Consider the following 26,925-nt stretch of genomic DNA (forward strand, 5'->3'; position numbering starts at 1 on the left):
GCAACATGTTGCGTCAATCCCGGCAATTTTGCGATGTGTACCCAGTATGCGATTGTGCTTGGTACATGTCTGGTGAGATTCCCGGCGCATGCGTCGTACGAGCCGTGGACATGCCAAGCCTCTGGCTGAGTTAAAACCCTGAGCTGTTTAGCCTTTAAGCGGCCGTTTCACCGGCTGTCCGGAAGCCAGCTCCACAAGCTCCTCATACAGCTTGATTTCGAGGGGTTCACCCTCGACGAGCTCGATCGTCACACCTGATTTTTCAATCGATACGCCGATCAGCCGGCCCCGGAAGTTCAAGCGGAACGCATACTGCTCCCAATCCTTCGGAATGGCCGGAGAGAGGGACAGCCCGTTTTCCTTAATGCGCATCCCGGCAAATCCGTATACGATGGACATCCAGGTGCCGCCCATATTCGCCATATGCAGCCCGTCCTTCGTATTGCCGTGCGTGTTGTCCAGATCCAGGCGCGCGGTTTCGATGAAATACTCGTACGCCTTGTCCATATTGGCGATCTTCGAAGCCATGATGCTGAAGATACAGGAGGACAGCGAAGAATCGTGCGTCGTGATGCCCTCGTAATAATCGTAGGAGCGGCGGATCGTCTCGAAATCCTGCTCGTCCTCCAGCAGGAAATGCGCCAGCACGGTGTCCGCCTGCTTGCACACCTGGTACCGGTAAATCGTCAGCGGATGGTAGTGCAGCAGCAGCGGATATTTGTCTTCCGGCGTGTTCTCGAAGTCCCATACCGCTTTGCGCAGGAACGTGTCATCCTGCGGATTGATCCCCAGCGTCTCGTCGTAAGGCAGCAGCATCGCGTCCGCAGCCTTGGCCCAAGCGGCGATTTCCGCATCGGTTACGCCGAGTCTGTCGCAGAGCGCTTTGTAGCCTTCCGCATCGTAGTCTTGCAGGATCGAGCAGCTCTTGGCGGCCCACTTCAAGTTATGCTTCGCCATCACGTTGGTGTAATAGTTGTTGTTCACGCAGCAGGTATATTCATCCGGTCCCGTCACTTCATCGATGTGGAACGCCCCGTTGTAGTAATGGCCGATGTCTGCCCAGAGGCGGGCCGTCTCGATCAGCACCTCCGCACCGTAAGACAACAGGAAGTCCTGATCCTGTTCAGCCAGATAATACTGAATATAGCTGTAAGCGATATCGGCGCTGATATGGTACTGCGCGGTTCCCGACGGGAAGAACGAGGAGCATTCGGTTCCCGAAATGGTACGCCACGGGTACAGGGCCCCCTGTTTATGCCCCATCTCGCGGGCTCTTGCCCGTGCCTGGTCAAGCGCAGCGTAACGATACAGCAGAAGCTGGCGTGCGATGTCCGGCTGAGTCATCAGGAATACCGGGAACATGTAAATTTCCGTATCCCAGAAGTAATGCCCTTCGTATCCTTCGCCGCTGAGGCCTTTAGCCGAGATGTTGCTGTACTTGTCCCGACCGGCGGATTGCAGCAGCTGGAACAGATTGAACCGGATGCCCTCCTGAAGACGATCATCGTTACGAATCGTGACATCGGCGGACTTCCAGTAGTTGTCCAAATACCGGGTCTGCTCGGCGACCAGATCCTCGAACGACAGATCCTGCAGTCGCTCGTGGAGCCTGATGCCCTCCTCCACGAGATCCGAGCCATGACGCAGGCTGTCCGTGTACATATTGTATTTCGTCAAAGTAACCGGTCCGGAGAGCGGGAATGAAGCGGTGAACAGAACTTCGCCCGATCCGGCTTCCAGCTGCACCTGCGCCTCGGAGCCTTCCAGACGGTGACGCGTCACGCAAGCCGCACGCAGCTTGGAAGCCATCGTCTCGTCAATGACGTAGCCGTCCTGACCTCGAACGCCGGCATCGATCACGGTCATCCGCTCCGCATGACCGGCTCCGACCCGCGGATCGTTCGGGTTCGTGTAGTTTTTTACGTTACCGTTCACCGTCGAGACGATGCGTACCCGGCCGTTGAAATTGACCGGCTCCAGCTGGAGCTGGATCGCAAACAATTCGCGGCGGGTGAAGGACACCAGGCGTCGGAACGTCAATCGGATTTCTTTGCCGGACGGAGAAGTCCACTGCACCTTTCGCTCCGCATAGCCTTTATCCATGTGCAGATGGCGTTCATGGGCCGAAATCGTGCCGTGGTCCAGACGAAACGGCTCCGGCTCGTCGTCCAAGTAGACGAGAACGGTTTGAGCGTCGATATTGTTAACAAGCTTTTGCTGGGTATCGGGAAAGGCGAACAGTTTCTCGCCGTATGGAATTTCAATGATATCGTGAAAAGCATTCAGATAGGTTCCGCGAATGGTCGACATGGACGGGCCATATCCCTCCTCGAAGTTGCCCCGGACGCCGAGGTAACCGTTTCCAAGCGCGAACAGGCTCTCCATATTGAGCAGTGCCTGCTGTGATAATTCGGAATTTGAAATCTTCCAAGTCATCGTGTACACTTCCTCCCTAGCAAGGTTATGTTTGAATTTTAGAGCCAAAAAGGGTTATATTATACTAAAATATTCAGATTTTTATCAATATTTTTAGGTGGTGTGCAAATAATGAAGGAGCTGTCCCGGCCGGCAAACCCGCCCTTTGTTTTGTCTTCCCGGATGCAGTATTTACGCGACAATTTTATCCATCCGCCGTTCGATTACGAGCATGAGCTGCTGGAAGCGATCCGATTCGGCGACGAGGCCAAAGCGATGGATATGCTGCGCAAGATCAATGAGCTCGAGGCCGCGGTCTTGGCCAGCTATCCGCTCCGCTCCAAGAAGAACGCGCTGATTGCCTCTTGTACGTTATTTACCCGGGCGATTATTAAGGGCGGAGTCGATCCGGAGACGGCCTTTCATCTCAGCGACACGCTTATTTTGGAAATCGAGAAGATCGGCGATGTGGAGCGTCTCGTCGCATTCGAATACGAGATGCTGGTGCAGTTCGTCTCGATGATCCGCAAGGAGAAGGAAGAGCTGACGTACTCGCATATTGTGAACCTGGCGATCTATTATATTCGCGAGCATATTTTTCAAGAGCTGTCCCTGCAGGGAATCGCGGACCATCTGGGCGTTCACCCGAGCTACCTGTCCGACCGCTTCAAGCGGGAGACCGGCATGCCGCTGACCTCGTATATTAACCGGAGAAAGGTGGAGGAATCCAAGCATCTGCTTGTGTACACGAATCAGTCCATCTCCGAAATCGCATTCACGTTCAAGTTCTGCAGCCAGAGCTATTATACGCAGGTGTTCCGAAATTTTACGGGGATGACGCCGCGCCAGTTCCGGTTAAGCGGAGCCAAATCCATATCGACATGAAGAAAGAGACCTCTAGCATGAACAGACTAAAACAGAAAATGCTGGATTTAAGCCTGGAGCATAAGCTGATCGCCGCTTTCTCCTGCTTCATCATTGTGCCGCTCATTCTGATCGGCGGGATCGTATCCTGGGTATATGTGGACAACAACCGTACAACGATGATTGATGCGGCCGTGGAGAACAATAAACAGATCGTCAAAAATATCGATACATCCCTTCAGCCCCTGCTGCGGCTGTCAATGTTCCCGATCCAGGACTCGACGGTGTATCAGATCATGCGCAAGGATTACGCCAAAATCGAGTATCCCCTGCTGGAACGCGGCCAGGATTTCGACAAAGTGAACGGCTTGATCCAGAGCGGCATCATGCTATATTCTGATCTGATCGATTCGGTGGTCATTTATCATGAGAACAGCAAGTCGATCATCGGCCGCAGCAACCGGGAATATATGAATGCTGCTTATTTCAGGGACCGATTCACCGAGGAGCCGTTTGTCCGGAAGATCCGGGAGGCGTATGGACTCTTTGTGCCAATCGGCATACACAAGGAGGAGCTGCTGTCCGCCAAGGGCGTGCCGGTCGTATCGGTAGGCCGGGCCATTATGGACCCCTATACGAAGGAGGACCTCGGCTTTATCCTGTTTAACATTTCGGTGGACAAGCTGAAGACGCTGTGGAGCGATACGGCCTTTTCGGAAAACACGAGCTTTTACCTTATCGATGAAGCCGACCGGATCGTTCACAGCATGAATGCGGAAGAGATCGGGCTGCCGGCTTCCGAGGTGCTTGGCAGCGAGTTTCAATATCATAAGGACGGCAAGGTGAACACGCAGATTGCCCGGGACACCTATATCATTTCTTCCGGTTCCTCGCTGGCGAATTGGAAGGCCGTCACCGTCATTCCGAAGAAGGACCTGTTCTCGATCGTGTACCTGATGGTAGCGGTTTTGATCGGCGTCCTCATCTTGCTTCTGGTGCTCTCGATCCTGATCTCCGCCCGAATCGCGACCACGATCATGAAGCCGCTGGCGGTGCTCAACAGCAAGATGAAGCTGGTATCCCAAGGGCAGCTGAACGTAAGCCTGGATACGAAGCAGCGTGGGGAGATCGGCGTCATCAACAACACGGTCGACCAAATGCTCAAGGAGATCCGGGAGCTGATCGAGCGAATCTACGTGGAGGAGGAGGAGAAGCGGAAGCTGGAAATGAATGCGCTCCAGTCGCAGATCCGCCCGCATTTTATCTATAATACGCTGAACGTGATTAAGTGGATGGCCAAAATCCAGGGCGCTGCGGGCATCGAAGAAGCGCTGCAGGCGTTCTCGTCCGTCATCAAGTTCACGGTAAAGAAGGAAGGGAACTACGTTACCATTGCCGAGGAGGTCGAATTCATGGAGAATTACACCAAAATCCTCGATTTTCGGTACTTTAATACCTTCGATGTCACGTATGAGGTCGATCCGGCCGTTATGAAATATAGGACGCTGAAGTTTCTATTGCAGCCGCTAGTGGAAAATGCGGTGTTTCACGGATTCGAAGGCATTGACTATAAAGGCCACCTGATCATCGCTATTTATGAGGATCAAGGAGCGCTTGTCATGAAGGTCGAGGATAACGGACGGGGCTTCCCGGAGGACGGGCAGCCCAAGAAGGAACAGAACGGGCCAAGGGATGGCTTCAACTCGATCGGATTGAACAATATTCGTAACCGGATATCCCTTCACTTCGGTCCGGAATACGGGCTTTGGATCCAGCGAAGGGAGCAAGGCGGAACGGTGGCATGGATCCGCCTTCCGATCATCACAGAAGAAGCAGGGTGATAGCAAGTGCGGATACTTATCGTGGATGACGAGCCGCTCGTTCGGATCGGCATCAAGTCAGCAATCGACTGGGAAGCTCAGGGTGTGCAGATCGTCGGAGAGGCCGGTGACGGAGAGGAGGCGCTGCAGCAAATTGCGGACAAGGACCCGGATGTGGTGCTCCTCGACATCAAAATGCCCAAGCTGGACGGCATTGAGGTGCTTCGCAGGGTTCGTGAGCAGCAGCTGCCGGTTCAGATCGTGGTGCTTAGCAGCTTCGACGATATAGCTTATGTGAAGGAAGCTTTGAAGCTTGGGGCTTTCGATTACTTCCATAAACCGGATATGAACGAACGCGAGCTGACAGCGATGCTTCGGAGCATCCGGGAGCAGCTTGGAACAAGCGGGACGCCTGCCCCGCCGACCGTGGTGACGCAAGGCAGCCGGAAGGAACAGCTGCTGTATGAGGCCCTCGAAGGCAAGGTGCAGGACCTGTCCGAAACGAGTCTTGAGGAAGGGAATATGTATATCGTTCTCTTTAAAATCAAAAACTATCGCACCGTCATTCAGCGATATACGAAAGAAACCGAATCGGTGCTCCCCAGCACCGTTCAAAATGTGGTGCGCGAGATGCTCTCCAAAGAGAAGGAGGTCGAATACCTGCAGCTAGACGTCCAGCATAGCTGCGTATTCATCAGCAACAGCGAGCATAAGAGTCTGCTCGCATCCCTAAACCGCGTAAACAAATTGGTGCAGATGATCAGCTCGGCCCTGAAGCGGTTCGTGAACATCGATATCGTGCTGGGCGTCAGCGATTGGTTCGAAGGCTACAGCGCCATTCCTGCAGGCTATGAGCAGGCGGCTAAAGCGCTGTCCCATCATTTTTACCATCCTGATACGTCCATCTTCTATTATCAGCATCTGCGGCTGCAGGGGGAGAGCGCGCTGAAGCAGGCGGATGCCTATGTGAGCCAGATGAAGTCGGCGCTGCGGGAAGAGGAGAATGAACGTTTTCTGGAGCTGCTGTCCCGCTGGGAGGCGTTCTTGGAGCAGGAGGAGTGCATGGAGGAGCGGGATGTCCGCAAAGTGTACGAAGGCTTGCTGTTCATGATCGGCGGGGACGACGGCAAAGTTGAATCAGGGGCGGAGCACAGCGGAGGCTTCGAGGAGATCGAGGATTTCCGGGGAATGGCCGCGGGATACCGGAAGCTGTTCGAGGACCGTCTCAAGCAGCGCCAGCGACTGTCGAATAAAGGCTACAGCCAGCTTACGCGCAGCATTATGGAATATATCGAGGAGCATTATGCCGAGAGCCTTTCCCTGAAATTGTTCGAGGACCGTCTCAAGCAGCGCCAGCGACTGTCGAATAAAGGCTACAGCCAGCTTACGCGCAGCATTATGGAATATATCGAGGAGCATTATGCCGAGAGCCTTTCCCTGAAATTGTTCGGGGAGCTGCTGCATGTCAGCCCGAATTACGTCAGCCGGCTGTTCAAGCAGGAGGTTGGCCAAGGGCTGTTCGACTATATTAATGAGCTCCGGATTGAGAAAGCGAAGAGACTGCTTCGGGACTATCGATACAAAATATATGATGTCGCCGAGATGGTGGGATTTCATAATCAGGCCCATTTTGCGATTGTATTTCAGAAATACACAGGCTTATCTCCTAAGCAATATAGGAAAGAAGAAGTGTGATTTTAGAGAAGAAAGTGTAATTTTTCATAAAATCGTTTCTCTCGTGCAAGATATCTATAAAAAAATAGTCAATATTAAAAAATTAATCATCATTTGATTAATTTTTTTTATTCTTCGGACTCCTTATCATGAATGTGTAAGGTTTAACGAAACGAAACATAGGGGGTAGCATTCATGGGTAAAGTGAACAAGAAGATTTCCGCCATGCTGGTATTATGCCTGGCTCTTGTTGTCGCGTTAACCGCTTGCGGCGGCAATAAAAGCGCTGACAATAAAGAAGGAGCATCCGGAGAGAAAGTGACCGTAAACTTCGGCTTCTGGGGTACGGCGCAGGATTTGGAGATCTACCAGAAAGCAGCCGATACCATTTCCGAGAAATATCCCGAGATCGAGCTGAAGATCAAGCAGTATCCGAGCAGCGAGCAGTTCTGGAATACGTTGCCCGGCGAAATTGCGGCAGGCGTAGCGCCTGACTTTATTAAGATGTCCAATGAAGGCGCATACGAGTACATCAACAAAGGCCTGTTCACGCCGATTGATGATCTGGTTCAAGCGACGGGCGTTGACATGGGCCGTTTCCCGGATACCTCGAAGAAGATCTGGAATGTTGACGGCAAGCAGTACGGCATTCCGAACAGCGACATGCCGGCCATGTTCTTCATTAACGAGCAGATGTGGAAGGACGCCGGTCTTGGCGATTACCCAACCACATGGGACGAAGTGATCGAAGCGGCGAAAGTGCTGAACAAAGGCAATGTAAAAGGCATTATCGTCAATCTGGACGCATTCCATATTACGAACTACGTGAAAAGCTTCGGCGGCGGATGGGGCAACGGCAAGACCATAAACTCCCCTGAAAACGTAAAAGCGCTGGAATTGATCATCGACATGTACAACCAAGGCATCGCGGTTACTCCGAAATCCGCCGGCTTCGGCTGGGACGGCGAAGTGTTCGCGAACAGCCTGGGTGCTATGAGCACCGGCGGATATTGGTATAAAGGCTACCTGAAGGACGCCAACCCGGATATGAAATACGTTGCGATTCCGGTTCCGAAAGGCACAACGAACGGCAGCACCATGAGCTCCGACGCTTATATGGTGCTGAAGGATGCCAAGAACAAGGAGGCCGCACTGAAGGCCGCTTATTACATGACCAATGACGACACGCAAACCGCATTCATGGATCTTGGCTTCAATCCTGCCGTGTCGTCGCTGTCCGAGAAATACTTCGAGAAAAATCCGGAGTTCAAGGCGCTTCAGCCGGCGCTGGAATACAGCACCGACTATGGCTATCCGACCGATACCAAGCGCTTCACGGATGAACTGGTGAAAGAGCTGGAAGGCCTTGTGCTTGGCGGTTCCGGTAAGACGGCTCAGCAAATTCTCGACGATATTCAGAGCCAGTTCCAATAAGAAAAACAGGCAACAACCTGCTCCCGCTCCTTGATATCAGGGAGGCGGGAGCCTTTATTTTGCATGAGCGATTCAATTCTAGCATGGGAGTGGGGGATAACTTATGTCCGAATACAGCAGCAAGCATGTCGGCGCGAAGGGCGGCAAGATCAAGCAGTCCTGGCTGCGTTCGCTGGCCGACTCCGACAAGACACTCGGCTGGTTGTTTACGCTGCCCTTTTTGATTTTGTGGGCTTGGTGGTTTTTATATCCGTTTATCCAATCCTTCGTGAGAAGCTTCCAGGACGCCAATTTTGCGGCACTGGACCAGGCCAAATTCATCGGCCTCGAGAACTATACGGCGATTCTTCACGATAAGGAGTTTTTCCGGGCGCTGCTGCATTCCTTGGAGATCGTGGTCATTTCGATCCCGATCCAAACGCTGCTCGGGCTGCTTTTGGCCATCCTCGTGAACCAGAAGCTGAAGGGCAAGGGGATTTTCCGTACGGTGTTTTTCCTGCCGTATATCACCTCGCAGATCGCCATTACGACCGTTTTCATGATGATGTTTAAGCAAGGGACCTTTCTGACCGATTTCTTCGGCGTTTTGGGCTTCGGGAACGTCACCTGGTTTGCGGATACCCGCTATGCGCTTCTGTTCGTCTGCATCCTGTTCATTTTCCAGCAGGCAGGCTTCACGATGATCGTGTATCTGTCCGGCCTGCAGGAAATACCGAAGGATCTGTACGAGGCCGGCGAGATCGACGGCGCTTCGAAATGGAACAAGTTCCGCTATATCACCGTGCCTTATCTGAAGCCGATCACCTTCTTTATCGTGTCGGTATCCACTATCGCCGGCTTCCAGATTTACGACCAGATCGCGGCGATTTCGCGTTACGGCGCACTCGGCTCGCCGGCGGGAGCGACCAGCACGGTGGTGACGTACTTCTACCAGCACGGGATCCGTTACATGAACATCGGATACGGAAGCGCGGCGGTCGTACTGTTCTTTATCATTATTATGCTGATCACGTACCTGCAAAAAAAATTCCTGGATGAGAAGGAGTGAGAGCAATGAAGACCCGCATAAACAGCAATCGGCCGTTTCTGTATATCGGCACGATCATTCTGGGGCTTTTATTCGCCCTTCCTTTTCTCTATACGATTTATACGTCCGTCATTCCGATGCGGTATGTCAATACGCTGACGTCGCCGGCCAACTGGACGTTCGAAAATTTCAAGGTATTCTTCACAAACGATGCGTACAACGTGCCAAGATGGTTTCTGAATACGGTCATCATGACCGGCGCCGTCGTGCTGGGCAACCTCGTCATTAACCCGATGGCCGGCTTTGCGCTTGCCAAGCTGAATTTCCGCGGGAAAGGCCTGATTTACTGGATCGTGGTGGCTACGATGATGGTGCCTTATCACATGATTCTGATCCCGGTATATGTGAACGTGGCGCAGCTGGGATGGCTGAACACGTTCTGGGGCTTGACGGTGCCGTTCTTGTATCAAGGGTTGTATATCTTCATGCTCCGGCAGTTCTTTATCTCGGTTCCGAATGAATTTCTGGAAGCCGCCCGCATCGACGGCTTGACGAAGATGGGCGCCTTCTGGCGGATCGTCTATCCGCTGGCGCGCTCTTCCCTGATCACGATGTCGATTCTTGCGTTTGCGGGCACCTGGAACAGCTATTTGATTCCGAGCACGCTCGCCAATACGCCGGAGATGTACGTGCTAGTCGTCGGCCTGAACAGCGTGAAGGACATGTTCTTCGAGAATACACCGATGATCATGGCGGGCGTCGTGCTGTCGACGCTGCCGATCATCCTGTTCTTCTTCCTGTTCCAGCGCCAATATATTGAAGGCATCTCGAATGCCGGCGTCAAAGGCTAGATTGCTGATTGTTGATCGCTAAGTAGACATACGTTGAGGAGGGAGCTGCATGGATCAAGCAGAACAGCGAGCGCGGGAGCTGTTAGCCCGGATGACGCTGGCCGAGAAGATCGGCCAGACGGTACAATACGGCCGCTGCGAGGAACGGGAGAGGCAGCTGGTCGCCGAGGGGCGGATCGGGTCTTTGCTGAACGTTCACGGGGCGAAGAAAATAAATGAATTGCAGCGTCTGGCAGTGGAGCAAAGCCGCCTCGGCATCCCGCTGTTGATCGGCGACGATGTCATTCACGGCTTCCGGACCATCTTTCCGATCCCGCTTGGCGAAGCCGCCAGCTGGGATCCCGAAGCGATGGAGAAGAATGCCCGCATCGCGGCGAGGGAGGCGGCGGCCGAAGGCATCCGCTGGACCTTTGCCCCGATGGTGGATATTACGCGCGATCCCCGGTGGGGACGCATCGCGGAGAGCACGGGCGAAGATGTGTATTTGTCTTCTCTGGCTGCCGCGGCGAAGGTCAAGGGATTCCAGAGCCCGAACGAGTCCGGATATCCGGCCGTGGCTGCCTGCGTGAAGCACTTCGCCGGGTACGGCTTTGTCGAGGGCGGAAGAGATTACGATACGACGGATATGTCGGAGCGGACGCTGCGGGAGACGGTGCTTCCGCCGTTTGCGCACGGCATTCGGGCCGGCGCCATGTCGGTGATGAGCGCATTCAGCGAGCTGAACGGCGTGCCTGCATCGGGCAGCCGGTACTTGCTGCGGGATATTCTGAAGGAGGAGTGGGCCTTTGACGGCATCGTGGTCAGCGACTGGGAGTCGATTGAGGAGCTGATTCATCACGGCTACGCGGAGGACCGTAGAGATTCGGCGCTGAAAGGCTTGGCGGCAGGCGTCGATATGGATATGCATTCCGGCGTCTATCTCGATCATCTGGAGTCCATCATTGCGGAGCATCCCGAGATGATGGAGCTGCTGGATGATGCCGTGCTTCGCATTCTGAAAGTGAAATTCCGGCTCGGCTTATTCGAGAATCCTTATGTAAGCGAGGACGATCCGGAGGAAATCGGCATTCCTGCCGCTCATCTGGAGCAGGCCCGGGACAGCGCACGCAAATCGATCGTGCTGCTTCAGAACGATGACGGCATCCTGCCGCTGGATACCGGCCGATTCAAGAAGCTGGCCCTGATCGGGCCGCTGGCCGACGATCGCCACAATACGATGGGCTGCTGGGCGTGGAAGGGCCGCGACGAGGACGTTGTTACCGTATGGGATGCCTTCCAATCCGAGCTGGCTCCGGATACGCAGGTGTTCCATGAACCGGGCAGCGGCATTTTGGAGGAACTTCCCGGAGGGATCGATCGTGCCGTGGACCTGGCAGGGCGCTGTGACGTCGCGGTCGTGGTCGTCGGGGAATCGGAGCCGATGACCGGGGAGCATTACAATGTGGCGTCCATTACGCTCCCGGCGTGCCAAGAGCGGCTGATCCGGGAGCTGAAGAGCCGGACCTTCACGCCCGTCGTGGTCATCCTGATGAACGGTCGCCCGCTCGCGGCGCCATGGCTGCACGAGCTGGCGGATGCGGTCATCGAGGCATGGCACCCGGGGACGGCTGCGGGGTATGCCGTGGTCGATGTGTTGACCGGGGCGCACAACCCGAGCGGCCGCCTGCCGGTAACCGTTCCGCGGGCAACCGGACAAATTCCGATGTATTACAATCGGAAGAATACGGGACGTCCGCACTTGTACGAGGATTACATCGATTGCGACGATTCGCCTTTGTACCCGTTCGGGTACGGCCTCAGCTATACGACGTTTGAATATGCGGATCTGGCGCTGGACAAGCCTGTAATCGGCAAGGATGAGAGCGCGAATTTGTCTGTGAGAATCAGGAACACCGGCAAGCGCGCCGGCGAAGAGACCGTGCAGCTGTACATCCGGGATCTGGTGGCCAGCTCTACCCGTCCCGTCCGGGAGCTGAAGGGCTTCAGCAAGGTGTTTCTTGAGCCAGGAGAGAGCCGTGTCGTCCATTTTGCGCTTGGGCCGGATGAGCTCGGGCTTCTCGACGAACGGATGGCGTTCACGGTTGAGCCCGGGAAGTTTCATATTTGGGTCGGGCCGCATTCGGAGGAAGGGCTGCGTACGGAGCTCACCGTGATTTGAAACGCCGTAAGGGCGATAAAAGGGGGATGAATGATGGATTATCGCGTAATTAAGGAAGGGGATCTGTTCTTTCTGACGGGGTTGAATGGGGATATGGCTCCTGGGGATGATCAGGGTCACGGTTTATATACGAAGGATACGCGCTTCTTAAGCCGCATGGAGGCGTTCATTGACGGGGAGAGGCCTTCCCTGTTGTCCTCCGCCGGGGATAAGAGCTACATCGCTTCCTTCCGCTTGATGAAGGATTCCAAGGATGAGGGAGCGATCGAGCTGCACCGGGAGCGGTTTATTTACGGCGGGATCCTCTACGAGCGCTGCACGCTCACCAACTATTTTATCGATGCCCGGAACGTTGAGTTTTCGGTCGCATTCGATGCCGATTTCCAGGATATGTTCCTGGTTCGGAAATACCGCACCGGGGACGTTGGCCGCATGGAAGAAGCAAGCGCCAAAGACCGGGAGCTGACACTGTCTTATATGGGCGCGGATAGCCAAAGACGCAAGACGCGCATTTCCTGGGATGCCGAGGGCGGCAAGGCGCATGGAAGCGGAACGATTACGTTCCCGATGTTCTTGAAACCGAAGGAACAGCGGGTGGTCACCTTCTTCATTGCGCCGATCACGGAGGAGCACGCGGAGCCGGAGCCGCTGTCTTATGACGAGGGGCTGAGGAAGCTGGAGGCTTCCTATGCGCAGTGGTACGCAAACAGCACGCGGGTGAAATCCGACTCTGCCGTGTTCAGCGGATTGTTCGAGCGAGGTCTGCAGGATTTGCGCATGCTGACCCTGGACGTCGGCTTCGGCGACACGACGGTGGCCGGACTGCCATGGTTCGCGGTTCCATTCGGCCGGGACAGCCTGATCACCGCCCTGTTCATGCTGCCGGTGAATCCGCAGCTGGCCAAGGGAACCCTGAAGACGCTGGCCTCCAATCAAGGGGAGAAGACGGATCCTTGGCGAGACGAGCAGCCGGGAAAAATCATGCACGAGATTCGTTACGGCGAGCTGGTTACGACCGGGCAATCGCCGTTCTCTCCTTATTATGGCACGATCGATTCCACTCCGCTGTTTCTTGCCCTGATCGGAGAATATTACCGCTGGACGGGCGATTTGTCTCTCGCGGGGGAGCTGAAGCCGAACATGCTGCGGGCGCTTGATTATATCAATGCTGCCTTGGAAGCGGGGAACGGCTTCATGGCCTACAAGCAGGAAGCCGAGAAGGGCTTCCCAAACCAAGGCTGGAAGGATTCAGCGAACTCCATCATCCATGAGCATGGGGAATATGCGGAGTCGCCCATCGCATTGTCCGAGGTGCAAGGATATGTATATCAGGCGAAGAAATCGCTCGTCCCCGTGTTCGCTGACATGGGCGAGCACGAGCTGGCCCGCAAGCTCGAAGAGGAGGCCGAGGAGCTCCGCGCAAGATTCGAGGCGGCGTTCTGGATGGAGGATCAGCAGTGCTACGCGATTGCGCTGGATAAGGAGCAGCGTCAGGTGCGAAGCGTAACCTCGAATCCCGGGCATCTGCTCATGAGCGGGCTCCCTGAAGCCGGGCGGGCCGCAGCCCAGTCCAAGCGGATGCTGAAGGACGACATGTTCAGCGGATACGGCATCCGTACGATGAGCACAGGCTCCACGGGCTACTATCCGATGAGCTATCACAACGGCAGCGTGTGGCCGCACGATAACGGGATGATTCTGCTTGGGCTGGGCAAGCAGGGCTTCAAGGAAGAGGCCGGCAAGGTCATTTCCGGACTGCTCAAGGCCTCGGAGCACTTCGAGTACCAGCGCCTCCCGGAGCTGTTCTGTGGGAATGATGCGGGGCTCGGTTATCCGGTGCCTTATCCGACGACCTGTTCGCCGCAGGCATGGGCGGCCGGCACGTCGATCGCTTTTCTGCAGGCGATGCTCGGATTGTACCCCGATGCGCCTAAGAAGGAAATCGCGTTGTCACCGTTCCTGCCGGAGGGCATGAACGAGCTGAAGGCCGAGCGGATCGCGATCGGTAATGGCCATCTGTCGGTCAGCGTAACGCGTGATGCCGGCGGAGCATCCTTCAACGTGAAGGTGCTTGAAAATACGACCGGCTATACGCTGGTCGGATAGATAATATGAACAGCACGACAGCACGACAACACGAACAGCAAATACACGGACAACAACCTGGTTCTCTCGCTTCAAAGAGAACCAGGTTGTTTTTTATTGAAAATACAGGAACATGTGTTCTATAATATAGAGCGGAGTTTTAAACTACATACCCCAAGCATGCTGAACGACAACCTAAGATAGGAGAGAACGGGAATGAATACCTTTTGTACATATGCGCTGCACCAGATCGAAGTGGCGGTGCTGTCGGTCGTGGCGATTATTGACAAGCTAACAGAGGAGGATCTGCTCGTCAGGCCAACGGCGGACAAGCATTCCGTCGGCGAGCTGCTGAAGCATATCGCGGTCATCTGCAGGGCCGACTTCCTTATATCCGGCGGGGCGACGCAGGAAGAGATGAGCGCTTATTACGCCGGCGTGTCGCTGAATAACCTGAAGGATATCCAGGCTGAATTGTTAACGAGCTATTCGTATCTGGCGCAGGCATTTCATGATATGGACGACGAAGAACTGCATCGGGAGGTAACGTCCTATTGGGGCGCAACCTATACCCGTTACGAGTGGCTGCTTGAGATTCTGGCCCACCTGTACCATCACCGGGGACAGCTGCATGCGATGCTGGTCCACTGCAATGGCAAAGACCCGAAGGTGCCGCTGTTCGAGTAAGATATTGGCATCAAAGAACCGCTCCCGAGATGCGATAGGAGCGGTTTTTTGTTTAGGCTTAGGCCAAGGTGCTGTTATTTGAATATGAAGGCACAGGAGTGGCTGGAAACGGAGGGAGACATTAGCTGCATTTTTCCCAACGGGGGGATCAGTTGTTAGTGCTGAGAGTCTTACTTCTGAGGAGAGTATCAATCTTTATAACATAGAAGTTAATGATAACACGGACAGTAGCGAAGATATTTCAATCCAAAATGATAGCGAATTAATTGAACCATTTGCGGAGATTGGGCCTACATATCCCGGTACTAATGTTCCAATGCGAATCGGAGATGTCCTCTATTCGACAAAAACGCTTGGCTTTAGTTCACAGATTGTGGGGCATACTGGAATTGTAAATTCAAATTATAAAGTGGTCCACGTAACATTACCTGTGAATGGTGGGACCGTAGATAACATGTCAGGTTATATGAGTAGACATGGCAAAGGAGAAACTATCAAAGTCTATAGACCTATTAATGGTATGGGGGTTGAGGCTGCCAAATGGGCAACATACAACTATAAGTATGTGACAAAATACGAAATTGAACCATACGCAAAGAAGAGCACACTCTCTCCACTCCAAACTATTGTTCGAAATTTGTATGGCAGGCATTCTATTACGGGGAAGGAATAGATCTATTGGATCTTGGTAATACCCCCGATCTAAGAGGATTTATTACTCCATCAATGGTAATAAATGCTCCTAATTTGGTATATGTAACTCAATTTACAGCACAATAATTTATACTAGAAACTGCCATTGTGCAGTTTTTCTTTTTAAGATTATCGGAGCTTTACAAAGTATGATAAAGTGTTATGAGATTTTCAATTTGACAACTTAGATTTTCGTAAGGGAGGATGTTAATAGTGAAAAAAACCTTGGCTATTTTTGTGATAGTAATTGTGTTAATTATAGGAGGCGGTTATGCAGCACTACAATACAAATACAATGCACTAGAAAAGAGCTTAAAGAACCATTTATTTAATGTAGAAGGCTACGCTGAATCTGATATCATCAGTATTAAGGCGAAACTAAGTGGTATGCCTAAATTCCCTGTTTACGTAATATTCGCCGACGATCCAAATACTAAATATATTTTTACTGATAGAGATACAGGAGAATGGACACAATTAGATCCTAAAACACCGCAGCGTTTAAATGTAAAGAATTGAAGTTTGATCTAAACCACTGATCTTGATAAAATCAGTGGTTTTTATATTAGACTACTTATCGAGGTTATAGCCTATTGCTAGATAGCGTTAAAGAGATGCCTATATCATGGCTAATTAATTTTGCGGATTAGAGTTCCTCATCACAATTGGAATGGCTGATAAAATGAAAGGATTGACAACATACCTCCTCAACAGTAGTATTATTGAATAATACTAATAATAGCGTGAAGGAGCGTTACGATGATTGATGAGCTGCGAAGCATCGGGCTGTCGGATTTGGAGGCGCGAATTTACCTTGCCCTGCACGAATCCCCCGAAATGTCGGGATATGAAGTAGCCAAGCGGGTGTCGGTATCCCGTTCGAACGTTTATGCGGCCCTGCGGGCGATGACGGATAAGGGGGTGTGCCGAACGATCGAGGCGGATCCCGTGTTATATGATGCGGTGCCGATCGGTCAGGTGGTGAAGACGCTGAAAACCCAATTCGATCAAAATGCACGTATGCTGCTTGAGGAGCTGAACGCGCCGCCGAAGTCCTCGCCGTCGTTCTACAGCTGGAAGGGGGATCAGGCGCTGCGCAAAGCCATTGACCGTCTGGCGGCAAACGCCGAGAAGAGCATTGTCGTTGATCTATGGTCCGAAGACGTCCACTGGATGAGCGAGGCGCTGTCTGAGGCCGAACGGCGCGGCGTCCGAGTTGTCGCGATTGTCATCGGAGAATCCGGGCTCTCCCTGAAGCATGTCATCGAGCATAAGCGGAGCGAGATATGGCAGCAGGCGCAGTCCAGAAAATTCTCGATGCTGTGCGATTCGAAGTCGGCATTAATCGGAAGCTTCGGCCGGTCTCTCCGATTAACGGCGCTTGAAACCGATCATCCTTCCATAATTGAACTGCTTCAGAACGGTCTATATCACGATCTGGTGATGGAGCGGATTGAGGAGGATTTCGCCGCCGAGCTTTCGGATCAATACGGCAGCCATTATGAACGGATTATCAGCCCGTTTCGGGAGCTGCTGGAATAGAGTAGCGGGAGACCGCTTCTTTTTGCGAAAATATTAGTAGTATTCAAAAATACTATCCTGAGGAGTGGACATTTTATGATCCATGTAGATCCACATGCCATCGGGGCCATACTGGCTCAAGTCGGGGAAGAATTGTTGGAGGAATATGGAGGGCTTGCTCCTGCAGCGTCGCGGGAGCAGCTGATTGAACGTTTTGCGGACGCCAACGGCTGGGCAGAGCGCCGCATACGCCAGGCGGTGAACGAAATCCATCCCGGGCTGCCATGGTCCGATGCTGAGCTGGATGCAGCCAGGCAGGGAAGTCCGGAATACGGAGACGCCTACTGGGTGCTTGACCCGATCGACGGAGCCGTCCATCTGCATCAGGGATTCGGATTTTGGGCGATCTCCCTTTGCTTGATCCGGGAAGGCGTTGCCGTCTTCTCGGCCGTTTATGATGCCGGCCGCCGCGAATTGTTCCATGCGGTCCGCGGAGAAGGGGCTTACTTGAACGGCGAGAGGATTCGGGTATCGGCGAAAACGGGTCTGGCCGATGCGCTTCTGCTGACGGCTCCCCCTAACAAAGTCGAGGTGGAGCCCGAGAACGTCAAGCTGACCGCCTGGAGCGTCGGCAAGCTGCTGCCGGAATGCACGGCGCTGCGCATGCTCGGCTCCGTCGCGCTTCAGATGGCTTATGTGGCCTGCGGGCGCATGGATGCCTACTGGGAGTTTGGCCGCGAAATTTACGACTGGCTGGCAGGCGCGCTGCTGATCGAAGAAGCGGGCGGCTGCGTATCCGATGTCGACGGATCGCCGTTCACTTGGGGAACATCCGGGGTTGTTGCAGGACCGGACGCGCTTCGGGACAAGATCGTAACCGTATTGGCAGGGTGATTTTCCCCTGCATGAATCCATGACATGGAGAAGCCCGTCCATTGCGGAAAATGGGCGGGCTTCTTGCTGCAGATACCTTTTATTATTAACGTTGAGAATCGGTCCGTTCCCAGAGCAGGATGCTCAGTACTGAATCAACAGGCTGACATTTTGCCAACCCGCTCCTACCGTCCAGAAGACCAGGTAATCGCCGCGCTTCACTTTTCCGGCCCGAACTGCTTCGTACAGGGCGAGGAAAGGGCTCGTTGTCGCGGTGTAACCGTACTTGTCCCCGATATAAGGAACCTTGTCCTGATCAATCCCGAGGCGCTCCGAAACATGCTTGATATTGCCCAAGGTAAATTGGGAGAACATAAAGCCGGCAATATCATCCTTGGTCAGATCGTTGCGTTCCAGCAAGATGCGAATCGAATTCACCGCGGATTCGGCACAGACCGAATCATCGAAAGGCGTAAACTTCACCTGCGCATCCTTAGCCGTAAACTCCTCACGGTACAGATTCGACAAGCCGTGGGCCGGGAACAGGGAATTGTCGATAACGGATGTATCGGTTTGATAGACGGAATCGATCAAACCGCGGGTGCCTTCCGCTTGCTCCAAAATCACGGCTACTGCCGATTCGGCAAAATTCGAATAATACACCGGCTCCTCCGGACTGTGAACCGAAAGATAATCGGAGCCGACCACAAGCGCACGCTCTACCCTAGGATTAGCGGTCATATAGCGGGAAGCCTGCTCTACCGCAACAAGGATGCCGGCACAATTCGCGTTAATGTCGAAGCAAGCCGTTAGGAGATCGCCTCCAAGGGCATGGTGGAGCTTCAGCGCATTGCTGGGCAGCAAATATTCCGGTGTCTGGGAAGTGAAGATGATCAGATCTACGTCTTTTGCGGACAGCCCGCTCTTCTCCAGCACCAGCTTGGATGCCTGCACGGCCATCGTGAATGTATTCTCTTCCGGATTATCGATAATAAAACGCTTATTACGGCCCAGAGCGGTTACAAGTCCGGTAACATCCGTACCTCTTTCCGCAAAATAGTTAATGTAGTATTCGTTGTCTACTTCATTAGCAGGATGGTAGATTTCAATCTCGCGAATTTGTACACCTCTCATGGCCATCTCTCCTTATTGTTCGATAATTTCGTAGTTGTCCAGCTTCACGCCACGAGCAACACGCCCGAGCTGCATCTTCAGGATCGGATTTTTGGAAATGCGCAGCGTAACTTTCTTAAAGCCGTCTTTTTTATACATCTCGAAGCATCCTTCCAAAAGCGGAAGCGTCTCAGGCGCAGAGACGTTCAGCTTCGTGCAGTCGATGTCAATTTCATATTCCGGAACGGAAATGGTTGAGATGGCCTTGCCGTAAGCCTCAATGGATGCCATTCCGTCTTCCGGCGAGAAGGTGCCTTCCACCTCGGCATGAAATACTTTTGCAGCTTGATCGATTTTGATATTAAAGCTTCCCATGTTGCTCTTCCTCCTATGATCGAAACATATTATGTTGAATTGGTGTTGTACCTTAGTGCTTATTTCTTCAGGGCTTTCAAGCGATCCAAGATCGGCGCGGGCTCGCTGCCGTCCGTATTGACCTCAATGATGCACGGCCCTGTCATCTCCCGCAGGAATCCCGGAATATCCTCCATGTCCTCCAGACGGTCGACAGACATCGCTCGGATTCCGGCGATTCGCATCATGTCGGCGATGGAGATTCTCTCCTGCTTGTAATCCGGGATCGTGCGGTTATATAGAAACTTCTGCCCGCGCTCGACGTAAGACAGCATGGCGTTGTTAATAATGAAATAAATGATGGGCAGACCGTACTCTTTAGCGGTAAGCACCTCGGTGCCATTCATGAAGAACGAGCCGTCCCCCGCAATAACGGCAACCGGGCGGGTCGAGTCGGCCAGATATAGTCCCGGTCCTCCCGCCATCGCCGATCCCATCGCTCCATAGTTCAGATTGATTTCAAAATCGCCGCCGGCGGGCACTTCCAAGTACTTCAGGACAAAGTTGGTAAATTCCCCGATATCGCATACATATCGCGTGTCTGCCGGCATCACTTGGCTCAGCTTCTCCAGAAACAGGCGCAGCGACAAGCCTGTATGATTGGGCTCGTAGGCCTCGTTAAGCGGGAACGGCTTCTTAAATGAAGCTGAAGACGGACTCACGTGCTCCGCAAAATAAGGAACGGCATCCCGGAGATCGGCAACAACGGCTGCATCGGTCCGGAAGACTTTCCCAAGCTCTTTGGCATCACGGTCGACATGAATCACCTTGCGTCCGTCCACCAGGACATCATTGAAGTTGCATGTAGAGGACTCTCCCAGGCTTGTACCCAAGATTAAAATGCAGGTGGCCTTCGAAGAGGTGACGTATTCCATCGCCGCATCGGTGCTTGAAAATCCGTAATTCCCTAAGTTAAGCGGAAATTCGGCCGGAATGATGCCTTTGGCCGATGGCGTCGTAATGATGGGCCACTGCAGCCGTTCGCTGAGACGCATGATGGCTTCGGCTGATGAGCGCCCGCCGCGTCCGACCATAATGATTCCCCGCTCAGCCTCATTCAGGAGGGCTGCAGCACGCTCCATCTCATCCGGATTCGGGCGAATACGCTGAAGCGCGGAAGGCTCTGGAGCCGCAGGCAAGAGCGCCGGCGCTTCCATCCGCTGCACATCGATCGGAACCGAAATATGCACAGGCCCGCAAGGGGGAGTCAGCGCGATCCTTACCGCCTTATCCAGCTCGGCCAACACATCGGCTTCGTTCATCACGGTGTTGCTGTATTTGGTGATGGGCCGGACAATATCCTGCGCATCCATCTCTTGGATGGCTCCCTTGCCGATCTGCCACCGGTTTACGTATCCGGTGATGACCAGCAGAGGGGCTTTGGCGCGCATGGCATCGGCAATCCCGTTCATCATATTGCCGACCCCGACCGCACCGGCACCGGCACAAACGGCGAGCTTGCCGGAATTGCTGGCATATCGCGCAGCCATATAGGCGGCGCCGGCTTCATTTTTCGTAATGATCGGCTTGATATCGACATCAATCAACGCGTCATAGATCGGGCCGATGATCCCGGCCGGAATTCCGAATATGCAGTCCACTCCGACATTTCGCAAATACTTCAGCACGGCTTCGGCAATATTCATCTTGAAGAATCCTCCTTATGCTGTAGTTGAAACGCATCCTTGTATTCAAACACAAGTGATTCTGCACGTTTGACCTCTTCTTTCGTAAAATCATGCCGTGCTCCAATCGAGGCGACGACGACGATCCCCTTCACCGTCTCATGCTGCATGACAGGCAGAACCATAATGCTGTCGATCCCAAACAGGAAAAACTCGTCGGCCGCGCGCGGATCGTTCTTGACGTCTTGCAGGACAACCGTTTGCGGATGCTCCATCATTTCGCGCAAAAGGCGGTCATGCCGGATGTAGACGGGGTGCTCTGCATGAACGCTTTTCCACTTCTCCACGCCGAGCTGGTCCGTCTTCGTTTTGGATACCGGATTCAAACGGCCGTCCCGGATTTCATGATAGGCGATATCGGCCACGCCTGTGAGGCGTTCAAGCTCTTCAAACAGTGATGCTAATCGCTCCATGCCCATTTCTCCTCCGTATCAAAAATCTCATTGTCCGATCGGATGTTTAGTTTCTTCGTCCGATTCAAGCAGCTAGGAGGACGTTAACATTTCTCCCTTAGCGGATAGCTTAAAGCAGCCGCTCTTGTCCAAATTGTCGGTGTCGTTATGTTTGCTGAAGTACGGTACGCCCCCTTTGTCGCAATGGCCGCGGCATTTCCGGGTACGGGCAAACTGCGGCTATTTTTGGAATTGCGTGTAACACACCATTTATATCGGATCCTTTTTTTCGTTCTTTCATGGTTTTTCGGAAATATTATAATTTTTTTCACTTTTTCATAGCGTGTTATCCAAGTTGAGGTGAAGGGTTTGTTTCATTTGTTATGTTCGCAATGACAATTGTTACATCAAGCTAAAATTCTTTTTAATTCGACAAAAAAACACAAAATTCGCTATAGACTCCTGCTAATTAATTCCTCTATGATAGATACTAAACATGATAGACACAGCTTGAGAGCAGTTTTGGCTATTCTGAAAGCGCTCTCCTGGGTGAGGCGGCGAATAACTGAAGGATTGGAAGAGGCTAAAGCCGGTATGATAACTCCAATCCATTGTTTGTGCAGCCATAACCGAAAGCGCATTCATAGAAATGGCCGTTTGAACAGGAGGTTGTTTAGACTAACGCTTGTTTAATACTCCCTTGATCAACCGTCGCTAACACGAAGTCGTGCGTGTTTCATTGGGCGGTTTGATCCGCAGTGAATGAATTTGCTTAATTGCATATCGCTAGGGGTGGAGACGATGAGATAACCCTGGGAGGCAGCTGCTTTAGCTTTTTTAGGAGGTGGTGGCTCTTTTGGTTGCTCGTTAACGTCTCTATTTTTGTGCGCATTTTTTAGGAGATATCCAGGCTTTGAATCACAGACAGCAGATATGCAGTGATAGAAACATTCGAAAGGGGCCAGAACATTGATGAAAAAGAAAACATGGTTGCTTACGCTGTTGACCATTGTGATGATCATGACGACCGCGTGCGCAGGAGGCAGCGGAGGAAGCGGGAATGCAGGGGGCGAGGTTAACCTCGATGACGTGGAAGCGGCTTCGATGGATTTGAAGAACGATACGACGCCGATCAAAATCCAGTATTGGCACTCGCATGCCGAGGCACAACTGGAAGGCTTGAACTACATGATTGGAGAGTTTCAGAAGAAGTATCCGCACATTACAGTCGAACCGGTATTCCAAGGCGGGTATCCGGATCTGCATAAGAAGCTGTCGGCTGCCGTGGCCGCTGGCGACGTTCCGGCTGTGACGAACGTGGAAGTATCCTCCCTGCCGAACTTTGCGGACAGCGGCGTATTCGCCGACCTGGGACCATGGATCAAACGGGACGAAGTGAACATGGATGACTTCGCGCAAGGCATGTTGAACGCGTATGCATTTAACGGCAAGCAGTACGGCTTCCCGCTGATCGTCAGCACCAGCGTCTTCGTGTACAACAAAACGATGCTGGACGAGCTCGGCGTAGAGCCGCCGCAGAAGTGGGACGAGATTGAAGCCTTCAACGCCAAAGTCGTGAAGAAGGAAGGCGACAAGACGACACGGTATGCCTTCTCCGTTCCTGGTTGGGATACCTGGTACTACGATCCGTGGAACATTAACGGCGGCGGGCAAATCTTGACAGAGGATATGAGCGCATCGGCGGTGGAGAACGAGGATTCCCTGCGCTACCTCCAAAACTTCTACAAGTGGCAAAACGAAGGCAGCATGCATATGGGCTTCGGCAAGGGCGCTTCCGACAATATGCGTCAAATGTTCCTGAACGGCGAGATCGCAATGGTACAGCACACATCGGCCATGCTGAAAATGTACCGTGAGAATGCGGATTTTGAAGTGGGCGTATCCTTCCTCCCTGGCGACAAGAAGCGTACCTCTAATATTGGCGGTGCAGGCATCGTGATGATGAACGGCGCCAAGGATCTGGAGAAGGAAGCTGCATGGAAGTTTATCGAGTTCATGACCGCAGCCGAGCATAACATCAAGTGGGCGGAATCGGTAGGCTACCTGCCAACTCGGAAATCGGCCATCGAATCGGAAGAAGGCGACCAATATTTCGAAAGATGGCCTCAATACAGAGCGGTTTACGAGCACTTTGACGAAGTGACTCCGCGCCTGCAGCATCCGGCTTATCCGGAATTCAGCGAGGTGTATAAGGAAGTGATCGGCGAGATGGTGCTTAACAAGAAAGATCCGGTGCCGTTAATGCAGGAAGCGGCCAAGAAGATTAACGATATTCTGATGGATTACGAGTGATGTCTATGGGAACCAATCCAAAATTAAACAAGGCGGCGCCCAACCGGGCGTCCGCTTCCGTATCCAGACGGGTGTCGAATTCGGTCATCGAGAAATGGAAGGACTTTGCCTTTTCGGTGCCGGCCCTGGTATTCATGGGGGCTTTCCTGTACTTTCCGCTCCTGTACTCCATTTATATCAGCTTCACGAACTGGAACATGACGCGCCCGGTGATGAAATTTGTCGGAGCGAACAACTATACCCGGCTGCTGACGAACGAAGAGTTCTATCAATCGATGAAGGTGACGTTCCTGTACACGCTCATGGATGTCGTCTTTACGCTGGCGATCGGCTTGCTGCTGGCGCTGCTGCTCAACGTGTCATCCTCCCGCCTGTTCGGATTCATGCGGGGCGTGATCTTCATGCCGTATTACATTTCCATGGTCATCGCGGCCATGGTGTTCACTTGGATTTATAACGGGCAGTACGGGCTTCTGAACCAGGTGGTGTCCTGGTTCGGAATGGATCCCGTGGAATGGCTCATCAATCCGTCCACCGCGCTGCCGGCGCTTGTCGCCGTCTCGGTCTGGAAGGGCGTTGGCTTTGCCATGATCCTGTTCATTGCGGGTATGCGCGGAATTCCGGCGGAATATTATGAAGCGGCCTCCATTGATGGAGCCAGTCGGCTTCGGCAGTTCCGCAACATTACGCTTCCGCTCTTGTCGCCCATGACGCTGTTCCTTGTTATTACCAGCTTCATTTCGTCGATGCAGGTCTTCCAATCCATCGATGTCATGACAGATGGCGGACCGCTTAAGGCCACCAACGCGATCGTATACTGGATTTATACGATGGCCTTCGTCGAATTCAAAACGGGAAGGGCTTCTGCGCTTGTCATGATTCTGTTCGTGATTATATTGCTGTTAACGATGTTTCAGATGTGGGTCAGCAGGAAGAAGGTGCACTATGAGGGATAATTATATGGCCGGTTCGGCCGCAAACCGCAAACTGCTCATGGCGCTTCGCATTATAGCGGCGGTCCTGGTCACTCTGGTCATGTTCTTTCCGGTATATTGGCTCTTGATCAGCTCCCTTAAGACGCAGGCAGAGATGCGGATGGCCGTACCGACGTTCTGGCCGCAAAGCTTCGCATGGGAAAACTTCGCCGAAGCTTTCCGCGTCATTCCATACGCGCGGTATTTCGGCAATACGCTGATTATGGCCGTAGGGACGATCATCCTGCAGCTGAACGTAGCGTTAATGGCGGCTTATGCGTTCGCGAAAGGGCAATTCCGGGGACGGGATGCGCTGTTCTTGCTCGTGCTGGCTGCCCTGATCGTCCCCGAGCAGGTTACCTTCGTGCCGGTATACGTCATGATGTCGAAGCTGGGCTGGCTGGACACATTCTTGGCCCTGATCGTGCCTCATGGCGCTTCGGCTTATGCGATCTTCCTGCTTCGGCAATCGTTCAAATCGATCAACAATGATGTACTGGAGGCGGCACGTGTCGACGGTGCCGGCCGGTTCTCCATCTTGTACAAATTGCTGCTCCCGATGGCGCTGCCGACCGTCGTAACGATGGGCGTTCTGATCTTCATCTCGACCTGGAACTCGTATTTCTGGCCGCTGATCATGACCAATGATAACGATATGCGGGTGCTTACGGTCGGCATCGCGATGCTTCGCGATTCCATTGCAGGCAATGAAGCGATGTTCTTCCATATCATCATGGCATCGAGCGTCATGGCGATTATTCCGATCGTGCTCGTCTTTACGGTCATGCAGAAGCATATCGTAGCGGCTATGGCAAATTCGACTTTTAAGTAAGAGGCATGCCTTGGCCTCCGGGGCGCTCGCTCCCCGGGGCCTTTCCATGTTGCGGCGGCAGGCCGCATCATGGAATAATAACCATAAAGCTTACGAGGGGGAATTGAACGATGACAGTACGTGGACTGGCCCATCGGGGATATCCGCTGAAATATCCGGAGAATACGATGCTGGGCTTTCGGAAGGCGCTGGAGCTTGGGTACACGCATTTGGAGCTGGACGTTCAGCTGACGAAGGACGGGGTGCCTGTCGTCATCCATGATCCGACGGTCAACCGGACGACGAACGGCACCGGAGAGGTGAAGTCCTTCACGTTCGAGGAGATCCGGCGACTCGATGCCGGACAGGGGGAAGCCATCCCCACGCTGGAGGAAGCGCTGCTGCTGGCGAAAGACCGCATGACGGTGGATATCGAGCTGAAGCAGACAGGCCTTGCTTATCCGGGGCTGGAGCAGAAGGTGATCGAGACGGTACGGCATGCGGGCATGGAGAAGCAGGTGTTCCTGACCTCCTTCGATCATTATTCGATCGAGCGGGCCCGGACCCTGGATTCGGACATCGAGCTTGGCCTGGTTATTTACGGGGCAACGCCATCGGTATTTCCGTATCTGGATCAATTAAGGGCAAAGTATGTGTCCGTAAAATACGTGTTTATCACGCCTGAATTTTTGGAGGAAGCGCGAAAGAGGGATATTCAACTGATTGTGTGGACGCCTGACGATGAGTCGGTGCTCGAGTCCCTCGCACAGTATCCGGACCTGTTGATCTGCACGAACAATCTGGAGGGCTGGGCGAAGGTGTACAAGGAGAAGGTGCTGCTGAACTCGTAAAGCATTTGCAGTGTTTGCAGAGAACCTGAAGAGCTTCCAGCATGTAAGCAAGTTGTTCTCTACTCCTCGTTTGGCCGACAGCGGGTTTGGAGTTGAATCAAATGGAATACGAATGGTTAAGGGTATGTCCGGGCCGGTGGAGGCCGGACATACCCTTTCTTTGTAAAGAATATGTAAAATTTTAAATTTCAGTTTGACTTGCGGACAATTGTCCGTTAGAATAATACCACGCTAACGGACAATTGTCCGTATATAGAGATAAGGAGGATA

The 26,925-nt window shown here is 53.1% G+C and carries 21 protein-coding genes; 16 read left to right on the top strand and 5 right to left on the bottom strand.

From position 1 onward, the window contains the following. Positions 1–147: 147 nt before the first annotated feature. On the bottom strand, positions 148–2,436 hold the full coding sequence (locus NST08_RS02045) for a glycoside hydrolase family 65 protein (RefSeq protein ID WP_341341401.1): 2,289 nt from the start codon (positions 2,434–2,436) through the stop codon (positions 148–150). 111 nt (positions 2,437–2,547) lie between these two features. On the opposite strand from NST08_RS02045, the gene NST08_RS02050 reads away from it, so the two are divergent. The 12 genes from NST08_RS02050 to NST08_RS02105 all read left to right on the top strand — a co-directional run bounded on the left by NST08_RS02050 (position 2,548) and on the right by NST08_RS02105 (position 18,123). Next, on the top strand, positions 2,548–3,300 hold the full coding sequence (locus NST08_RS02050) for a helix-turn-helix transcriptional regulator (protein ID WP_007130635.1): 753 nt from the start codon (positions 2,548–2,550) through the stop codon (positions 3,298–3,300). A gap of 17 nt (positions 3,301–3,317) precedes the next feature. Beyond that, the gene (locus NST08_RS02055; RefSeq protein ID WP_341341402.1) at positions 3,318–5,120 is read left to right on the top strand and encodes a sensor histidine kinase; all 1,803 of its coding nucleotides are present in this window, start codon (positions 3,318–3,320) and stop codon (positions 5,118–5,120) included. Positions 5,121–5,126: 6 nt separating this feature from the next. Further along, positions 5,127–6,794 carry a response regulator transcription factor gene (locus NST08_RS02060; RefSeq protein WP_341341403.1) on the top strand — a complete coding sequence of 556 codons (1,668 nt, stop codon included), beginning with the start codon at positions 5,127–5,129 and terminating at the stop codon, positions 6,792–6,794. Between the two features lie 174 nt (positions 6,795–6,968). Next, the gene (locus NST08_RS02065) at positions 6,969–8,207 is read left to right on the top strand and encodes an ABC transporter substrate-binding protein (RefSeq protein ID WP_007130632.1); all 1,239 of its coding nucleotides are present in this window, start codon (positions 6,969–6,971) and stop codon (positions 8,205–8,207) included. Between the two features lie 103 nt (positions 8,208–8,310). Then, positions 8,311–9,255, top strand: coding sequence for a carbohydrate ABC transporter permease (locus NST08_RS02070; protein WP_007130631.1), 945 nt, complete (start codon positions 8,311–8,313; stop codon positions 9,253–9,255). 5 nt (positions 9,256–9,260) lie between these two features. Continuing rightward, the gene (locus NST08_RS02075) at positions 9,261–10,085 is read left to right on the top strand and encodes a carbohydrate ABC transporter permease (RefSeq protein ID WP_007130630.1); all 825 of its coding nucleotides are present in this window, start codon (positions 9,261–9,263) and stop codon (positions 10,083–10,085) included. Positions 10,086–10,134: 49 nt separating this feature from the next. Next, positions 10,135–12,243: a beta-glucosidase BglX gene (bglX, locus tag NST08_RS02080; RefSeq protein WP_007130629.1), complete on the top strand. Its 2,109-nt coding sequence runs from the start codon at positions 10,135–10,137 to the stop codon at positions 12,241–12,243. Between the two features lie 33 nt (positions 12,244–12,276). Continuing rightward, complete coding sequence (locus NST08_RS02085) at positions 12,277–14,349, top strand: amylo-alpha-1,6-glucosidase (protein WP_007130628.1); 2,073 nt, start codon at positions 12,277–12,279, stop codon at positions 14,347–14,349. 195 nt (positions 14,350–14,544) lie between these two features. Continuing rightward, positions 14,545–15,015: a DinB family protein gene (locus tag NST08_RS02090; RefSeq protein ID WP_007130627.1), complete on the top strand. Its 471-nt coding sequence runs from the start codon at positions 14,545–14,547 to the stop codon at positions 15,013–15,015. Positions 15,016–15,921: 906 nt separating this feature from the next. Then, positions 15,922–16,227, top strand: a complete 306-nt coding sequence (locus NST08_RS02095; RefSeq protein ID WP_007130626.1) for a DUF3139 domain-containing protein — start codon at positions 15,922–15,924, stop codon at positions 16,225–16,227. A gap of 240 nt (positions 16,228–16,467) precedes the next feature. Beyond that, a complete protein-coding gene (locus NST08_RS02100) occupies positions 16,468–17,250 on the top strand; it encodes a TrmB family transcriptional regulator (protein WP_341341404.1) in 783 nt (260 codons plus the stop codon). 75 nt (positions 17,251–17,325) lie between these two features. Further along, the gene (locus NST08_RS02105; RefSeq protein WP_007130624.1) at positions 17,326–18,123 is read left to right on the top strand and encodes an inositol monophosphatase family protein; all 798 of its coding nucleotides are present in this window, start codon (positions 17,326–17,328) and stop codon (positions 18,121–18,123) included. Positions 18,124–18,246: 123 nt separating this feature from the next. Here the strand turns inward: NST08_RS02105 and NST08_RS02110 are convergent, their stop codons facing one another. From NST08_RS02110 to NST08_RS02125, 4 genes are read right to left on the bottom strand one after another with little or no spacing between them, the layout of a single operon-like run. Continuing rightward, entirely contained in the window at positions 18,247–19,236 is a 990-nt protein-coding gene (locus tag NST08_RS02110; RefSeq protein WP_007130623.1) for a ketoacyl-ACP synthase III, read from the bottom strand. Positions 19,237–19,248: 12 nt separating this feature from the next. After that, positions 19,249–19,590 carry a hypothetical protein gene (locus NST08_RS02115; protein WP_007130622.1) on the bottom strand — a complete coding sequence of 114 codons (342 nt, stop codon included), beginning with the start codon at positions 19,588–19,590 and terminating at the stop codon, positions 19,249–19,251. A 59-nt stretch (positions 19,591–19,649) separates the two neighbouring features. Continuing rightward, a complete protein-coding gene (locus NST08_RS02120; RefSeq protein ID WP_007130621.1) occupies positions 19,650–21,275 on the bottom strand; it encodes a thiamine pyrophosphate-binding protein in 1,626 nt (541 codons plus the stop codon). Continuing rightward, complete coding sequence (locus NST08_RS02125) at positions 21,272–21,727, bottom strand: GAF domain-containing protein (RefSeq protein WP_007130620.1); 456 nt, start codon at positions 21,725–21,727, stop codon at positions 21,272–21,274. The genes NST08_RS02120 and NST08_RS02125 overlap by 4 nt, the downstream gene beginning before the upstream one ends. 951 nt (positions 21,728–22,678) lie before the next feature. Between NST08_RS02125 and NST08_RS02130 the strand changes: the two genes are divergently transcribed. The 4 genes from NST08_RS02130 to NST08_RS02145 all read left to right on the top strand — a co-directional run bounded on the left by NST08_RS02130 (position 22,679) and on the right by NST08_RS02145 (position 26,655). Next, entirely contained in the window at positions 22,679–24,019 is a 1,341-nt protein-coding gene (locus NST08_RS02130; RefSeq protein WP_007130619.1) for an ABC transporter substrate-binding protein, read from the top strand. Between the two features lie 5 nt (positions 24,020–24,024). Then, a complete protein-coding gene (locus tag NST08_RS02135; protein ID WP_007130618.1) occupies positions 24,025–24,975 on the top strand; it encodes a carbohydrate ABC transporter permease in 951 nt (316 codons plus the stop codon). Next, positions 24,965–25,825 (top strand): carbohydrate ABC transporter permease, encoded by an 861-nt coding sequence (locus NST08_RS02140; protein WP_007130617.1) that lies wholly within the window; start codon positions 24,965–24,967, stop codon positions 25,823–25,825. The genes NST08_RS02135 and NST08_RS02140 overlap by 11 nt, the downstream gene beginning before the upstream one ends. Positions 25,826–25,935: 110 nt before the next feature. Beyond that, positions 25,936–26,655, top strand: a complete 720-nt coding sequence (locus tag NST08_RS02145) for a glycerophosphodiester phosphodiesterase (RefSeq protein ID WP_007130616.1) — start codon at positions 25,936–25,938, stop codon at positions 26,653–26,655. Positions 26,656–26,925: the final 270 nt, after the last annotated feature.

Origin of the sequence: Paenibacillus sp. FSL K6-1566 (genome assembly GCF_038050475.1) — a bacterium.
In the GTDB taxonomy this organism is placed as follows: domain Bacteria; phylum Bacillota; class Bacilli; order Paenibacillales; family Paenibacillaceae; genus Paenibacillus_AQ; species Paenibacillus_AQ lactis.

What these genes read in the sequence shown, in the direction of transcription:
- NST08_RS02045 (WP_341341401.1), bottom strand. Translation starts at nt 2,436, where the DNA reads ATGACTTGGAAGATTTCAAATTCCGAATTATCACAGCAGGCACTGCTC.
- NST08_RS02050 (WP_007130635.1), top strand. Translation starts at nt 2,548, where the DNA reads ATGAAGGAGCTGTCCCGGCCGGCAAACCCGCCCTTTGTTTTGTCTTCC.
- NST08_RS02055 (WP_341341402.1), top strand. Translation starts at nt 3,318, where the DNA reads ATGAACAGACTAAAACAGAAAATGCTGGATTTAAGCCTGGAGCATAAG.
- NST08_RS02065 (WP_007130632.1), top strand. Translation starts at nt 6,969, where the DNA reads ATGGGTAAAGTGAACAAGAAGATTTCCGCCATGCTGGTATTATGCCTG.
- NST08_RS02070 (WP_007130631.1), top strand. Translation starts at nt 8,311, where the DNA reads ATGTCCGAATACAGCAGCAAGCATGTCGGCGCGAAGGGCGGCAAGATC.
- NST08_RS02075 (WP_007130630.1), top strand. Translation starts at nt 9,261, where the DNA reads ATGAAGACCCGCATAAACAGCAATCGGCCGTTTCTGTATATCGGCACG.
- bglX (WP_007130629.1), top strand. Translation starts at nt 10,135, where the DNA reads ATGGATCAAGCAGAACAGCGAGCGCGGGAGCTGTTAGCCCGGATGACG.
- NST08_RS02085 (WP_007130628.1), top strand. Translation starts at nt 12,277, where the DNA reads ATGGATTATCGCGTAATTAAGGAAGGGGATCTGTTCTTTCTGACGGGG.
- NST08_RS02090 (WP_007130627.1), top strand. Translation starts at nt 14,545, where the DNA reads ATGAATACCTTTTGTACATATGCGCTGCACCAGATCGAAGTGGCGGTG.
- NST08_RS02100 (WP_341341404.1), top strand. Translation starts at nt 16,468, where the DNA reads ATGATTGATGAGCTGCGAAGCATCGGGCTGTCGGATTTGGAGGCGCGA.
- NST08_RS02105 (WP_007130624.1), top strand. Translation starts at nt 17,326, where the DNA reads ATGATCCATGTAGATCCACATGCCATCGGGGCCATACTGGCTCAAGTC.
- NST08_RS02110 (WP_007130623.1), bottom strand. Translation starts at nt 19,236, where the DNA reads ATGAGAGGTGTACAAATTCGCGAGATTGAAATCTACCATCCTGCTAAT.
- NST08_RS02115 (WP_007130622.1), bottom strand. Translation starts at nt 19,590, where the DNA reads ATGGGAAGCTTTAATATCAAAATCGATCAAGCTGCAAAAGTATTTCAT.
- NST08_RS02120 (WP_007130621.1), bottom strand. Translation starts at nt 21,275, where the DNA reads ATGAATATTGCCGAAGCCGTGCTGAAGTATTTGCGAAATGTCGGAGTG.
- NST08_RS02125 (WP_007130620.1), bottom strand. Translation starts at nt 21,727, where the DNA reads ATGGAGCGATTAGCATCACTGTTTGAAGAGCTTGAACGCCTCACAGGC.
- NST08_RS02130 (WP_007130619.1), top strand. Translation starts at nt 22,679, where the DNA reads ATGAAAAAGAAAACATGGTTGCTTACGCTGTTGACCATTGTGATGATC.
- NST08_RS02135 (WP_007130618.1), top strand. Translation starts at nt 24,025, where the DNA reads ATGGGAACCAATCCAAAATTAAACAAGGCGGCGCCCAACCGGGCGTCC.
- NST08_RS02140 (WP_007130617.1), top strand. Translation starts at nt 24,965, where the DNA reads ATGAGGGATAATTATATGGCCGGTTCGGCCGCAAACCGCAAACTGCTC.
- NST08_RS02145 (WP_007130616.1), top strand. Translation starts at nt 25,936, where the DNA reads ATGACAGTACGTGGACTGGCCCATCGGGGATATCCGCTGAAATATCCG.